14 protein-coding genes are annotated in these 13,668 nt (G+C 68.7%); 2 read left to right on the top strand and 12 right to left on the bottom strand.

Features of this window, described 5'->3' with window-relative positions:
• The first annotated feature begins 111 nt into the window (after positions 1–111).
• Positions 112–1,695, top strand: coding sequence for a DEAD/DEAH box helicase (locus tag NVS83_RS05340; RefSeq protein ID WP_258738373.1), 1,584 nt, complete (start codon positions 112–114; stop codon positions 1,693–1,695).
• A 12-nt stretch (positions 1,696–1,707) separates the two neighbouring features.
• Here the strand turns inward: NVS83_RS05340 and NVS83_RS05335 are convergent, their stop codons facing one another.
• The 10 genes from NVS83_RS05335 to NVS83_RS05290 all read right to left on the bottom strand — a co-directional run bounded on the left by NVS83_RS05335 (position 1,708) and on the right by NVS83_RS05290 (position 10,763).
• Complete coding sequence (locus tag NVS83_RS05335; protein ID WP_258738372.1) at positions 1,708–2,496, bottom strand: mechanosensitive ion channel family protein; 789 nt, start codon at positions 2,494–2,496, stop codon at positions 1,708–1,710.
• 108 nt (positions 2,497–2,604) lie between these two features.
• The gene (locus NVS83_RS05330) at positions 2,605–2,979 is read right to left on the bottom strand and encodes a TfoX/Sxy family protein (protein WP_258738371.1); all 375 of its coding nucleotides are present in this window, start codon (positions 2,977–2,979) and stop codon (positions 2,605–2,607) included.
• A 33-nt stretch (positions 2,980–3,012) separates the two neighbouring features.
• Complete coding sequence (gene sufA, locus NVS83_RS05325) at positions 3,013–3,396, bottom strand: Fe-S cluster assembly scaffold SufA (protein WP_258738370.1); 384 nt, start codon at positions 3,394–3,396, stop codon at positions 3,013–3,015.
• Positions 3,397–3,544: 148 nt separating this feature from the next.
• Positions 3,545–3,976: a VOC family protein gene (locus tag NVS83_RS05320; protein WP_258738369.1), complete on the bottom strand. Its 432-nt coding sequence runs from the start codon at positions 3,974–3,976 to the stop codon at positions 3,545–3,547.
• A 5-nt stretch (positions 3,977–3,981) separates the two neighbouring features.
• The gene (locus NVS83_RS05315; protein WP_258738368.1) at positions 3,982–4,371 is read right to left on the bottom strand and encodes an SUF system Fe-S cluster assembly protein; all 390 of its coding nucleotides are present in this window, start codon (positions 4,369–4,371) and stop codon (positions 3,982–3,984) included.
• A complete protein-coding gene (locus NVS83_RS05310; RefSeq protein WP_258738367.1) occupies positions 4,368–5,624 on the bottom strand; it encodes a cysteine desulfurase in 1,257 nt (418 codons plus the stop codon). The genes NVS83_RS05315 and NVS83_RS05310 overlap by 4 nt, the downstream gene beginning before the upstream one ends.
• A gap of 151 nt (positions 5,625–5,775) precedes the next feature.
• Positions 5,776–7,089 (bottom strand): Fe-S cluster assembly protein SufD, encoded by a 1,314-nt coding sequence (gene sufD / locus NVS83_RS05305; RefSeq protein ID WP_258738366.1) that lies wholly within the window; start codon positions 7,087–7,089, stop codon positions 5,776–5,778.
• 10 nt (positions 7,090–7,099) lie between these two features.
• A complete protein-coding gene (gene sufC / locus NVS83_RS05300; RefSeq protein WP_258738489.1) occupies positions 7,100–7,858 on the bottom strand; it encodes a Fe-S cluster assembly ATPase SufC in 759 nt (252 codons plus the stop codon).
• A 121-nt stretch (positions 7,859–7,979) separates the two neighbouring features.
• Positions 7,980–9,455, bottom strand: a complete 1,476-nt coding sequence (sufB, locus tag NVS83_RS05295) for a Fe-S cluster assembly protein SufB (protein WP_258730512.1) — start codon at positions 9,453–9,455, stop codon at positions 7,980–7,982.
• A gap of 138 nt (positions 9,456–9,593) precedes the next feature.
• Entirely contained in the window at positions 9,594–10,763 is a 1,170-nt protein-coding gene (locus tag NVS83_RS05290; protein ID WP_258738365.1) for a cysteine desulfurase family protein, read from the bottom strand.
• 334 nt (positions 10,764–11,097) lie between these two features.
• On the opposite strand from NVS83_RS05290, the gene NVS83_RS05285 reads away from it, so the two are divergent.
• Positions 11,098–11,763, top strand: a complete 666-nt coding sequence (locus NVS83_RS05285) for an alpha/beta hydrolase (RefSeq protein WP_258730514.1) — start codon at positions 11,098–11,100, stop codon at positions 11,761–11,763.
• Positions 11,764–11,872: 109 nt separating this feature from the next.
• Here NVS83_RS05285 and NVS83_RS05280 read toward each other — a convergent pair whose 3' ends face one another.
• Together NVS83_RS05280 and NVS83_RS05275 are read right to left on the bottom strand one after the other, a co-directional pair.
• Positions 11,873–12,253, bottom strand: coding sequence for a hypothetical protein (locus NVS83_RS05280; protein ID WP_258738364.1), 381 nt, complete (start codon positions 12,251–12,253; stop codon positions 11,873–11,875).
• Between the two features lie 220 nt (positions 12,254–12,473).
• Positions 12,474–13,613: an anhydro-N-acetylmuramic acid kinase gene (locus NVS83_RS05275; protein ID WP_258738363.1), complete on the bottom strand. Its 1,140-nt coding sequence runs from the start codon at positions 13,611–13,613 to the stop codon at positions 12,474–12,476.
• Between the last annotated feature and the right edge of the window lie 55 nt (positions 13,614–13,668).

The raw sequence follows: 13,668 nt of genomic DNA, 5'->3' as shown, positions 1-13,668 counted from the left end.
CGTCGTCTAATAAATCCGACCGATGCGTTCCGCGCGACGACATTGCAGCCCGTTCCCGGTTACGGCTCGAGGGCGCTGGCAAGCGGTGCGCTGCCGCAGAATTGATCCTAGATGCCTTTTACCGAACTGGGCCTGAGCGACAAGGTGCTCTCGGCCGTTGCCGACACCGGCTATACCGAGCCCACGCCAATCCAGGCGCAGGCGATCCCGCACGTGCTCGCGCGCCGCGACGTTCTGGGCCTCGCCCAGACCGGCACCGGAAAGACGGCCGCCTTCACGCTGCCCATGCTGACCCTGCTTGAACAGGGTCGCGCCCGGGCGCGCATGCCGCGCACGCTGATTCTCGAGCCGACGCGCGAACTCGCCGCGCAGGTGGAAGAGAACTTCACCCGCTACGGCAAGAATCACAAAGTAAACGTGGCGCTGCTAATCGGCGGCGTCTCCTTCGGCGACCAGGACGCCAAGCTGCTGCGCGGCGTCGACGTGCTGATCGCCACGCCGGGCCGCCTGCTCGACCATGTCGAGCGCGGGCGCCTGCTGCTGTCGGGCATCGAGATCCTCGTCATCGACGAGGCCGACCGCATGCTCGACATGGGCTTCATCCCGGACATCGAGCGCGTCTGCAAGCTGGTGCCGTTCACGCGCCAGACGCTGTTCTTCTCGGCCACCATGCCGCCGGAGATCCAGCGCCTCGTCTCGCAGTTCCTCTCCAATCCGGTGCAGATCGAGGCCTCGCGCCCCTCCTCCACCGCGTCGACCATCACGCAGCTTCTGGTCGCCTCCGGCAAGGAGGACTACGAGAAGCGCGAGACGCTGCGCAGCCTGATCCAGAACGCCGAGAACCTGCAGAACGGCATCATCTTCTGCAACCGCAAGCGCGATGTCGCGGTGGTGCACAAGTCGCTGCAGCGCCACGGCTTCAAGGTGGTCGCGCTGCATGGCGACATGGACCAGCGCTCGCGCATGCAGGCGCTCGACCAGTTCCGCACCGGCGAGGCGAACCTGCTGGTCGCTTCCGACGTCGCCGCCCGCGGGCTCGACATTCCGGCGGTGAGCCATGTCTTCAACTACGACACGCCGCACCACGCCGAGGACTATGTCCACCGCATCGGCCGCACCGGGCGTGCCGGCCGCGCCGGCGCGGCGTTCACCATCGTCACCCCGGCCGAGGTGAAGTCGGTGGCGGCGATCGAGAAGCTGATCGGCCGCTCGATCGACTGGAAGGACGGTGCCGGCCTCGACACGGTGAAGCCCTCCGAGCCGCGCGCGCGTGGAAGCGAGCGTGGCGGTGAACGCGGCCGTGGGCGCGATGGCGACGGCGAACGTCGCGGCGCCCGCCCGGCTCGACGGCGCGACGGTGCCGAGCGTCCGGCTCCCAAGGCCGAGCCCGCCATGGACGAGGTGCAGGAGATCGCCGCCGCCAAGCCCTCGCGCCGCCGCTCCGCCAAATCGGGTGCTGCGTCGGGCGAGGCGACTGCCGCCAGCGCTCCGGCGGCCAGGGCCCCGGCGGCCAAGGCTCCGGCCTCTGCCGCGAGGCCCGCGAACAAGCCGGCGGCCAGCGCCGCTCCGGCGCGCGCGCCGGTCACACCGCTGTCGCATCGCCGTAACGAACGGTCGGCGCCGATGGACGAGCCGGCCGATACCTCGCACCTGCCGGCGTTCCTGCTGCGGCCGGTGCGGATCAAGGCGGGCTGAGGCCCGCCTTCCTCACGAGGACTTCGGCGCGCCGTCCCTGATGCGGCTGCGCAGATAGGCGACGAGATCGCCCCGCGCCCCGCCGGCATCCGCCGCCGAGGCCCAGCCGGAAAAGCCGATCTCCACCCGGTCCAGTGAGATCTTCGAAATCGCCGCCGAGGGACCGGGCGCGGCGGCGACGCGCGCATCCGCCTTCAGGAAGGCGAGCCCGTCCGCCATCACCCCTTCGATATCGTCGTCCGGCTTCAGCTCGAGCGAGAAGCTGAAGCTGCGCGCGCCATAGACCGACTTGTTGACGATCGGCCCGCCCCAGACGCGGCTGTTGGGCATCAGCACCTGCACATTGTCGCCCGAGGCGATCTCGGTGGTGAAGAGCGACAGCCCCTTCACCGTCCCCGCCTGCCCGCCGACCTCGACCGCGTCGCCGACCTTGAACGGGCGGAACAGCAGAAGCATCACCCCGGCAGAGACGTTCTGCAACGTGCCCTGCAGGGCTAGGCCGATGGCGAGGGAGGTCGCGCCCAGCACGGCGATGATGCTGGTGGTCTGGATGCCGAAGCGCTGCAGCACCGCGATGCCGACGAACACCAGCACCGAATAGCGCGCCAGACTGGCGGCGAAGCCGACGATGGTCGGATCGACGCGGTGCGTCGCGCTCAGGGCGCGCGTCACCAGCCGCTCGATGAGGCTCGACACCCACCAGCCGACGATCAGCAGCACGACCGCGTAGAATACGTTGAGCCCGTGCAGGATCAGGACCTCGCCGAGGCCGTCGAGTTCGCTGAAATCGCTGAAGTTCATGCCGCCCGTCCTGGCTCGAATCCGCACCGCAGGCGCCAAGGTAGGCATCGCGCGGCGACGGGAGCAAGCGCGCGAGGGTTAGGCGCGGGGCTTGCGGTCGGCCTCCCTTCAGGCGGGCAGGCTGCCCCGCCGGGCGGCGCCCCGCCCTTTTGCGCGCGGCCGCTTCGCCCCCGCGGCCATGCGCGCGATGCCGAGCGCCGCGCGGGCGAGCTCGGCCGCGTCGTCGGCATCGTCCAGCGCCGCCTCGGGCAGCGACCAGTAGGCGACCGTCACCGCGCGGCCCTTCGCCTCATAGACGAACGGCTCCGCCCCGCGCGCGGCCAGCGCCCGGGCGAAGTCCTCGTCGGTCTTGAGATAGATGCGCCCCTTGATGACGAGCGCGAACATCACCCCGTCGGCATAGACGCCAAGCCCGCCGAACAGGCGCCGGCAGCGCACCGGACCGAAGGCTGCGAAGATGTCCGCGACCGCTGCCTCGTCCATGAGATGCGCTCCCGCGCGGCGCTCCGGCCGGGATCAGGCGCCGACCGAGGCCTCCGGCTGGGCCGGCGTGATGGCGACCGATTCGCCGCAGCCGCAGGCAGAGGTCTGGTTCGGATTGTTGAACACGAACTGGGCCGCGAGCTTGTCGGTGCGGAAATCCATCTCGGTGCCGAGCAGATACAGCACCGCCTTCGGATCGATGAGCACCTTCACGCCCTTGTCCTCGACGACCTCGTCGAAGCGCCCGGCCTGCTCGGCGAATTCCATCGTGTATTCCATGCCAGCGCAGCCGCCGTTCTTCACGCCCACGCGCAGGCCGATCACGGGCCTGTCGGAACGCTCGATGATGCTGCGCACGCGCGCCGCCGCGGCGTCGGTGAGACGCATCACGGGCGGACGGGAACGGGTCTCGGTCATTTAAGCTCGTCTCCACATCGGCGCCGGTTCAAGGCCGGCGGATCGGTACGCCTAAGATGGGGCACTCCGCCGCCCGGTACAAGTCAGGGCGTCTGCGCAGCGGCGGGGCGCGGGACGCAAGGCTCGCCAGCCTGCGCGGCTTCCGGCGTCAGTAGTTCAGCCACAGGCCGGGCGTCGCGAGTTCGACGAGATTGGCGTCCGGGTCGCGGAAATAGAGGCTGATGCCGCCGCCTCCCCAGTCGACCCGGCTCTCGATCGTCACACCCTGCCCGGTCAGATGGGCCTGCCACGCCTCGACCGAGCCGGCGGGGATCGCCAGCGCGTAATGCAGCGGCCCGTGACCGTCATGGGGCGGGATGGTGCCGCCGTCGAGCTCGACCGGCTCCAGCGTACCGCCGCGCGTGAACAGCAGCAGCACGCTCGCCGGTCCGGCATTGTAGGCGCAGAAGCGGGTGTCGGCGACCATGGGCTCGAGCCCCAGCACGCGCTCGTAGAAGTCGCGGGCGCGGGCGAGGTCGTCGACATAGAGCCCGGTTTCGAGAACGCCGGTGATCGGCGGCATGCCCGCCCGGCCCGGCATCGAACTCACCAGAGATTGAGCGCCAGCCGCGCCTCTTCCGACATCCGCCCCTGGTCCCAGGGCGGGTCGAAGGTGAGGTTGACGGTGACGCCGGACACCCCGCCCACGCTCGCCACCGCGCCTTCCACCATGCCGGGCAACTCGGCGGCGGAGGGGCAGTTGGGCGTGGTCAGCGTCATCTCGACCGCGACCTGCCGGTCGTCGGTGATGTCGACCTTGTAGATGAGCCCGAGCTCGTAGATGTCGACCGGGATTTCCGGGTCGTAGACGGTCTTCAGCGCCGAGACGATCTCGTCGGTCAGGCGCTCAAGCTCCTCCTGCGGGATCGCGGAATCGATCTCCGGCGCGTTCGGGCTGTCCGCGGCGGCGGCGCCGCTGGTCTGGGTCTCGCTCATGCGAAAAGATCCTGAGCCTTGATGAGGGCGTCGGCAAGCGCGTCGACTTCCTCATGCGTGTTGTAGAGCGCGAACGACGCCCGGCACGTCGCCGTTACACCATATCGCCCCAGAAGCGGCATCGCGCAATGGGTGCCCGCGCGCACGGCAACGCCGGCGCGGTCGATGATGGTGGCGATGTCGTGCGGATGGGCGCCCTTCACGTCGAAGGCGAAGATGGCGCCCTTGCCCGGCGCGTCGCCATAGATCTGGATCGAATTGATCTGCGACAGCCGCTCCTTGGCATAGGCGGCGAGCGAGGCCTCGTGCGCGGCGATGCGCTCGCGGCCGAGGCTCTCCATATAGGCCAGCGCCTCGCCGAGCCCGATCGCCTGCACGATCGGCGGCGTGCCGGCCTCGAAGCGGTGCGGCGGCTCGCCATAGGTCACGCCGTCCTCGGTGACGGTGCGGATCATCTCGCCGCCGCCCTCATAGGGCGGCATCTTCTCGAGCAGCTCGCGCCGGCCGTACAGCACGCCGATGCCGGTCGGCCCGTAGAGCTTGTGGCCGGTGACGCCGTAGAAATCGACGCCGAGTTCCTGCACGTCGACCGGCATGTGCACCGCCGCCTGCGCGCCGTCGACCACCACCACCGCGCCGACCTCATGGGCGAGGCGCGCGATCTCCCTGATCGGCGTCACCGTGCCGAGCACGTTCGACATGTGGGTGACGGCGACGATCCTGGTGCGCTCGTTCAGCAGTTCCTTGAACGCGTCGAGATCGAACGCGCCCTCCTCCGTCACCGGCGCCCAGCGGATCACCGCGCCCTTGCGCTCGCGCAGATAGTTCCACGGCACGATGTTGGAGTGGTGCTCCATGATCGAGAGCACGATCTCGTCGCCCTCGCCGATCGACTGGCCGAGCGAGGAGGCAACGAGGTTGAGCGCGCCGGTGACGGAGCGGGTGAAGATCACCTCCTCCACCGTCGACGCGTTGAGGAAGGCGCGGCAGCGCTCGCGCGCCTCCTCATAGGCCTCGGTCATCGCGTTGGCGAGGAAGTGCAGGCCGCGATGAACGTTGGAATATTCGTTCTCATAGGCGAAGCGCATGCGGTCCAGCACCTGCACCGGCTTCTGGGCCGAGGCGGCGTTGTCGAGATAGACCAGCGGCTTGCCGTAGACCGTCTTCGACAGGATCGGGAAATCCTGCCGCACGCGGTGGACGTCATAGGTGCCGTTCGCGACGGCGGGATGGATGGTGACCGGCTCGGTCATGGTGCGGCCTCTCCAGAGGGCGTCATCCCGGACGAAGCGAAGCTTCGAGCCGGGATCGCGGGCCGACAGCGGCCCCTATTTCCGCGGACGACCCCGGATCGCGGCTGTGCCGCGTCCGGGATGACGACATCAACGGGCGGCGTGGCGGGCCTCAGGCCCGCGCCTTCAGCCAGCCTTCCGCACAGGCGATCAGCGCCTCGCGCAGGCCGTCATGCTCGACGGTCTCGATCGCCTCGCCGACGAAGGCCTGTACGAGCAGGCTCTGCGCCTCCTTGAGCGGAATGCCGCGGGCGCGCAGGTAGAACAGCAGTTCGTCGTCGATGGCGCCGCAGGTGGCGCCATGGCCGCACTGCACGTCGTCGGCGAAGATCTCCAGCTCCGGCTTGTTGTCCATCTCGGCGTCGTCGCCGAGCACCAGCGCGCGGCTCATCATCCGCCCGTCGGTCTTCTGCGCCGCCTGGCGGACCACGATCTTGCCCTGGAACACGCCGCGGCTCTGATCGTCGAGCACGGTCTTGAACAGCTCCCGGCTCTCGCAGCCCGGCACCTTGTGGTCGACGAACAGGGTCGAGTCCGAATGCTGGCGGTCCTTCAGCAGCGTGGCGCCGTTGAAGGCGATGTGGCTGTCCTCGCCCGACAGCGTCGCGTAGAGCGAGGTACGCGCGACGGCGGCGCCCGTGGCGAAGGTGAAGGTGTGGAGCTGCGTCCGCCGCCCGACCTCGAACAGCAGGGTCGAGAGATGGATCGCGCTCGCGCTCTCGTCCTGAAGGCGCACCACGTCGAGATGGGTCTCGTCGCCGACATAGAATTCGGTGGCGCTGTTGACCTGGTAGGCGATGCCTGCCGGCCCCTCGAAGCTCTCGACATAGGTGAGCGTCGCGCCCTCGCCGACCACGACCAGCGAGCGGGCGTAGCTCGCCGCCGGCGCGCTGCCGGCGAAGACGTGGACCACGTGGACCGGGCGCTCGATATGCGCGCCGGCCGCGACCTCGAGCACGACGCCGTCCTTCGCCAGCGCGGTGTTGAGCGCCAGCGCCGCGTCGTAGCGGCCGGGGACGATGCCGCCGATGCGCGCCGCCACGTCGTCGCCGGAGGCGATCACGTCGGCGAGGCTGCGCAGCGCCAGACCTTCTTCCAGAGCCGAGAAGTCGGACAGCTCCGGCACCACCGCGCCGTTGGCGACCACGATGCGGCGGGCCTCGACCTCGCGCAGGAGCTTCGCGCGGGCGTCGGCCTCCGCGACGGCAGCGGTGCCGGCGACCGGAACCGCGTCACGCATCAGCGTGCGCAGGTCTGTGTACTTCCACTCCTCGACGCGCCGGTGCGGCAGGCCGTTCTCCTCGAAGGAACGGGCCGCGGCGAGGCGCAGATCGCCCAGCCGGTCGTTCACCGAGCGGAGCTGGTCGAGCTCGGCGATGAGCGCCTGCTCGGCCGGCGTCCGGATCGGACGGATGTCAGCGTTCATCATCCTCTCCTCACGCCGCGTCCTGCTGGTACTCGGCATAGCCATTGGCCTCGAGCTCGAGCGCCAGCTCCTTGCCGCCCGAGCGCACGATGCGGCCCTTGTTCATCACATGGACGACGTCGGGGACGATGTGGTTGAGCAGGCGCTGGTAGTGGGTGATGACGATCATCGCGCGGTCCGGCGAGCGCAGCGCGTTCACGCCCTCGGAGACGACCTTGAGCGCGTCGATATCGAGGCCGGAATCGGTCTCGTCGAGGATGCACAGCTTGGGCTGGAGCACCGCCATCTGCAGGATCTCGGCGCGCTTCTTCTCGCCGCCGGAGAAGCCGACATTGACGCCGCGCTTCAGCATGTCCTGGCTGATGCCGAGCCCGCCCGCGCGCTCGCGGATGAGGCGCAGGAAGTCCGGGGTGGAGATTTCCTCCTCGCCGCGCTTCTTGCGCTGCGCGTTCAGCGCCGAGCGAAGGAAGGTCATGGTGGCGACGCCGGGCACCTCGATCGGGTACTGGAAGGCGAGGAACAGGCCCTTCGCGGCGCGCTCGTCGATCTCCATCTCCAGAAGGTCCTCGCCCTCGAAGGTGACGGAGCCGTCGGTGACCTCGTAATCCTCCTTGCCGGCGAGGATGTAGGAAAGGGTCGACTTGCCCGAGCCGTTCGGGCCCATGATGGCGTGCACCTCGCCGGGGTTCACGCTGAGCGTCAGCCCCTTGAGGATTTCCCGGCCCTCGTCGCCTTCGATCTTGGCGTGGAGGTTGTCGATTTCGAGCATGGCCATTTCATCAATTCCGTTCTGGAGCGCATCGTCCCCGCGGTCGGGTGGCGCTGATGTCCGATTGAGGTTCCGCAGCACGGCCGGGCCGCCTCCGGAACGACGAAGATCGAAAGGGGCGTCAGCCCACCGAGCCTTCCAGGCTGACCGAGATCAGCTTCTGCGCCTCGACCGCGAACTCCATCGGGAGTTGCTGGAGCACGTCCTTGACGAAGCCGTTCACGATCAGCGCGGTCGCCTCCTCGGGATCGAGGCCGCGCTGCTGGCAGTAGAACAGCTGGTCCTCGGAGATCTTCGAGGTGGTGGCCTCGTGCTCGAACTGCGCGCTGGAGTTCTTCGACTCGATATAGGGCACGGTGTGCGCCCCGCACTTGTCGCCGATGAGCAGCGAGTCGCAGTTGGTGAAGTTGCGCGCGCCGGTCGCCTTGCGGTGCGCCGAGACGAGCCCGCGATAGGTGTTGTCCGAGTGGCCGGCAGCGATGCCCTTGGAGATGATCCGGCTGGTCGTGTTCTTGCCGAGATGGATCATCTTGGTGCCGCTGTCGACCTGCTGGTAGCCGTTCGAGATAGCGATCGAGTAGAACTCGCCGCGGCTCTCGTCGCCGCGCAGGATGCAGCTCGGGTATTTCCAGGTGATCGCCGAGCCGGTCTCGACCTGGGTCCAGGAGATCTTGGAGCGGTCGCCGCGGCAGTCGCCGCGCTTGGTGACGAAGTTGTAGATGCCGCCCTTGCCCTGGCTGTCGCCCGGGTACCAGTTCTGGACCGTCGAGTACTTGATCTCGGCATCGGCCAGCGCAACCAGCTCGACCACGGCGGCGTGGAGCTGGTTCTCGTCGCGCATCGGTGCGGTGCAGCCTTCGAGATAGCTCACATAGGCGCCCTCGTCGGCGATGATGAGCGTGCGCTCGAACTGGCCGGTGTTGCGCTCGTTGATGCGGAAATAGGTCGACAGCTCCATCGGGCAGCGCACGCCCTTCGGCACGTAGACGAAGGAGCCGTCGGAGAACACTGCCGAGTTCAGCGTGGCGAAGAAGTTGTCGGTAACCGGGACCACCGAGCCGAGATACTTCTTCACCAGCTCGGGATATTCGCGGATCGCCTCGGAGATCGGCATGAAGATCACGCCGGCCTTGGCGAGCTCTTCCTTGAAGGTCGTCGCCACCGAGACCGAATCGAACACCGCGTCGACCGCCACCCGTGAGGCGCCGCTCTCGATGCCGAGCAGCGCGTCGCGCTCGCGCAGCGGGATGCCGAGCTTCTCATAGGTCGCCAGGATCTCCGGGTCGATGTCGTCGATCGACTTCGGCCCGTCCTTCTTCTTCGGAGCGGCGTAGTAGTAGAGCTCCTGGTAGTCGATCGGCGGATAGTTCACCCGCGCCCAGTCCGGCTCGCGCATGGTCTGCCAGCGCCGGAAGGCTTCGAGCCGCCATTCCAGCATCCATTCCGGCTCGTCCTTCTTGGCCGAAATGAAGCGGACGGTCTCCTCGGTGAGACCCTTTGCGGCCTTCTCCGACTCGATATCGGTGAAGAACCCGTACTTGTACTGATCGACGTCGATGGAGCGGACCTGCTCCACTGTCTCCTGTACCGCCGGCATCGTCTCATCTCCTCTCCCGCGCGGGGTCAAGGCCCGCGGGTCAGGTCAACTGGACCCCTTAAGCTGCTTCGTGCGCGCGAAACCGCAAGGGGAAAGGCACGTTCGGCGCCGTGCCGGGCACGGGCGCTCTTCGCTTCGTCACGCCGCGCGGGCGCGACGCAAAAGACCGGGCCACACACGGCGGAAGGCGCCGAGTGCCCGGTCGACATCCTCTTCCCCGCTCGACCAGCCGAAGGACAGGCGGATGGCGGAACGGGCGATCCGCTCCGGCACGCCCATCGCTCCCAGCACGTGCGACGCGGTGACCTTGCCCGACGAGCAGGCGGCACCGGCACTGGCCGCAACCCCTGCCAGGTCGAGCGCGATCACCAAGGTTTCCGCGGGCACGCCCGGAAAGGCGAGGCACGACGTGTTGGGCAGGCGCTCGACGTCGCCGACGAGCAGGACCAGCTCGGGGAACTCGCTTCTTAGAGCGCTTTCAAGCCGTTCGCGCAAGGCGTCGATGCGCGCCATTTCGTCTATGACCGACGCGCCCGCGCGCTCCGCCGCCGCGCCGAACGCGGCGATGGCGGGAATGTTCTCGCTGCCGGCCCGGCGGCCCCTCTCCTGCCCGCCGCCGGCGAACACCGGCGCGGGGCGCAGGTCCGGGTCGGTGGCGACCAGCGCCCCGGCCCCGGGCGCGCCGCCGATCTTGTGCGCCGAGAGCGACAGCAGGTCGACGCCGAGCGCCCCGATCGACACCGGGATGCGGCCGGCAGCCTGCACCGCATCGGCATGCACCAGCGCGCCGTGGGCATGGGCGCGGCGCGCCACCTCGGCGAGCGGCTGGATCACGCCGGTCTCGTTGTTCGCCAGCATGACCGAGACCAGGGCGCGCCGGCCGGCCTGCGTCGTGCGCTCGAGCGCCGCGTCCAGCTCCTCCAGCACCACGCGCCCGCGCGCATCGACGGGCAGCAGCTCGACCCGCTCGGCGGGGAACCGGTGGCCGCGCAGCACGGCGGCATGCTCGACGGCGCTGGTGAGCAGCACGTCGCAGCCGAGCGGCGCCTCGCCGCGGCTGAAATCGGGCGTCAGGGCGAGCGTGTCGGCCTCGGTGCCGCCGGCGGTGAAGATCACCCCGCGCGGGTCCGCACCGACCATTGCCGCGACGCGCGCCCGCGCGGCCTCGATGGTCGCGCGCGCACCGCGTCCCTCGCCATGGACCGCCGAGCCGTTCCCGGTCGCGTCCAGCGCTTCGATCAGGGCCGCGCGCGCCTCGGGGCGGATCGGGGCGGTGGCGTTATGATCAAGATAGGTTCGTTCGTGCATGATGCTCGTGGGCTCGAATTGCCGGGCTCACGTCCTATATAGGTATTGCCTGCGCGATGCGCCTGCCCTGCACTCGGCGAGCTTGCAAATTGAGTCGCCGTCCGGCATAGCTTCGCATCCGCATCTACGTCGGGTTGGCCAGTAGGCGATTGAGCGCGCAACCGCTGCAACCGGACGTTGAAAGTTAGAATTATTCTAATAAATTAGGATTCATACCCCTTGCCGTCAAGGCGCTCGCGGCAAGATCAGGTCCGGACGGCGTAGGCTCCACGGCCCGCGCCGGGCCCGGAAATCATCGGATCCGCCCGCACCGTATCCCAAGGTTTCGAACTTCATGCCCGAGGTCATCTTTACCGGCGAGAAGGGGCGTCTCGAAGGCCGCTATCAGCCGGCCAAGACGCGCCATGCGCCGATCGCCATCATCCTGCACCCGCACCCGCAGTTCGGGGGCACGATGAACAATCCGGTCGTCTACAACCTCTATTACCAGTTCGTGAATCGCGGATTCTCGACGCTGCGGTTCAACTTCCGCGGCGTCGGCCGCTCGCAGGGCTCGTTCGACCACGGCCAAGGCGAGCTGGCGGATGCCGCCGCGGCGCTGGACTGGGCGCAGTCGATCAACCCTGACGCGCGCGCCTGCTGGATCGCCGGCTTCTCCTTCGGCGCCTGGATCGGCATGCAGCTTCTGATGCGCCGGCCCGAGGTGGAGGGCTTCATCTCCATCGCCGCGCCGGCCAATCTCTACGACTTCTCGTTCCTGGCGCCCTGCCCGTCCTCGGGCCTGTTCGTCCATGGAGACAAGGACGCGGTGGTGCCGTTCTCCGCCGTCACCGGCCTGGTCGAGAAGCTGAAGACCCAGAAGGGCATCATCATCGAGCAGCAGACCGTGCCGGAGGCCAACCACTTCTTCGACGGCAAGACCGACGAGCTGATGGAAGTGGTGGGCACCTATCTCGACAAGCGCCTGCCCGGCACCGCCAAGAAGACCAGCGCCGCCTGAGCGCCCCGCTTGGGCGCCAGGCTCCCGTCGCGGCGGGGCCGGCGAAGGACGACATGAAAAAGGCCCGGCGCGCCTCGTGCCGGGCCTTTTTCTTTCCGGCCGCTCCGCGTCAGTTCAGGACGAGGCGGGCCGGATTGGTGACCAGCACGGCATCGCCGCGGCGGGCGATCTCGACGGTGCGGGTCACGCCGTCGCTCGCGCCGGGGACGGAGAAGCTCACCACCTGCTCGGGCTGAAGCGTGGCGGCGACGCGTACCGGCGCGCCATTGGCCGCGCTCAGCGTGGCGACGACATGGTAGCCGTCATCCTGGGCGACGTAATAGGCGATGCCGGTGACGTAGCCGAGTTCGATCTTCTGCGCCGCGCCGGGCTGAAGGCCGGCTTCTGCCACCTTGTGCGCCTCCTCGGCGCGCAGCGGGGCGATGACGGCGACGGCGATGAGGCCCCCGGCAACGGCCAGGGGCAGGATGTCGCGGAAAAGGCTGCGCATCTTCTTTGCTCCAAAGTTCTGTCCAGGCTTGTTTTGCGGAAGCTGCCTGCCTGGCGAGCCGGACTTCCCGGGAGCCCTCAAGATATACTGGATTTTGTGCGCCGCATCATCGAGTTTTGCATCGCACCATTGCATTTCAGGAATACTGCGACGATCGATCAATAAATTCAGTTTTTCTGAAGATAATCTTCAATTCGGCTTTCACCGCGTCCACGACGCCTCAGGCGCAGAGAATCCGGCCGCCGGAAAGGGGGCGCGGCGCGCCGGTCGTGGTGGGAAAAGTGAGCGGCAGGCCGCGCACCGCGCGCACGGCGAGAAAGCCGAAGGCCTGCGCCTCCAGGAAGTCGCTGGACCACCCGACCGCGTCGGCCGTGACCAGCTCGATGCCCAGCCGCGCACGCAGCATGGCGAGCAGGGTCGGGTTGCGCGCCCCGCCACCCGCCACGATGACGAGGCGCGGGCGCGCCGGCAGAAGCGGCAGGCAGGCGGCCACCGAGGCGGCGGTGAGCGCGGTGAGCGTCGCCGCGCCGTCTTCGAGGCCCATGGAGTCGAGGCCGCCGCGCTGCGCCACCCAGGCGCGGAAGTCGTTGCGGTCGAGCGACTTGGGCGGCGCCTTGGCGAAGAAGGGGTGGTCGAGCAGCCGTGCGATCGCGCCTTCGTCGACCGTACCGCGCGCGGCCGCCGCGCCGTCGCGGTCGCAGGGCGTGCCGGTGCAGGCCTTCATGAAGTCGTCGATCAGCGCGTTGGCGGGGCCGGTGTCGCCGGCCACCGGATCGCGTTCGCCGTCGATGAAGGTGATGTTGGCGACGCCCCCGAGATTGAGCACCAGCATCGGCCCGGGAGAAGTGAGCCGGCGCGCCAGCGCGCGATGATAAACCGGCACCAGCGGCGCCCCCTGCCCGCCCGCTGCGACGTCGGCGGCGCGCAGGTCATAGGCCAGCACCGGGCCGGGCGCCGGCACCATGGCCCGCACCGCGTCCAGCAGCGCCGGCCCGTCGCCGATCTGCACGGTGAGGCGCCGCTCCGGCCGGTGCAGCACCGTCTGGCCGTGGAAGCCGATGACGGAGACGTCGCGATGCTCGGGAAATTCGGTGAAGAACGCGGCCAGCGCCTGCTCGTGGCGCTCGGTCAGGAGTTGCTCCGCCTCCTCGATCACGCCGGGACGCGCCGAGCGGTCGGTAAGGCTGGTCGCCGCCTCGAGCGCCTGCTCGAACAGCGCGCGGTCTGCCGCTTCATAGGGGAAGGTCCGTCCGGGACCTAACCCGTCGACGTCTTCGCCGTCGGTCTCGATTAGCGCCACGTCGACGCCGTCGAGCGAGGTCCCGCTCATCAGCCCGATCGCCTTGACAGGCCGGTCCATGCACAAGTCTCCGGGATGCTTTCCCCGCGTGAAGCTGTTACATCACCGGCCCGTT

It is taken from the genome of Ancylobacter mangrovi (genome assembly GCF_024752335.1).
GTDB classification, from domain to species: domain Bacteria; phylum Pseudomonadota; class Alphaproteobacteria; order Rhizobiales; family Xanthobacteraceae; genus Ancylobacter; species Ancylobacter mangrovi.
Note: the sequence above shows the minus strand (reverse complement) of the source record. Positions and strands in the feature narration are given on the sequence as shown.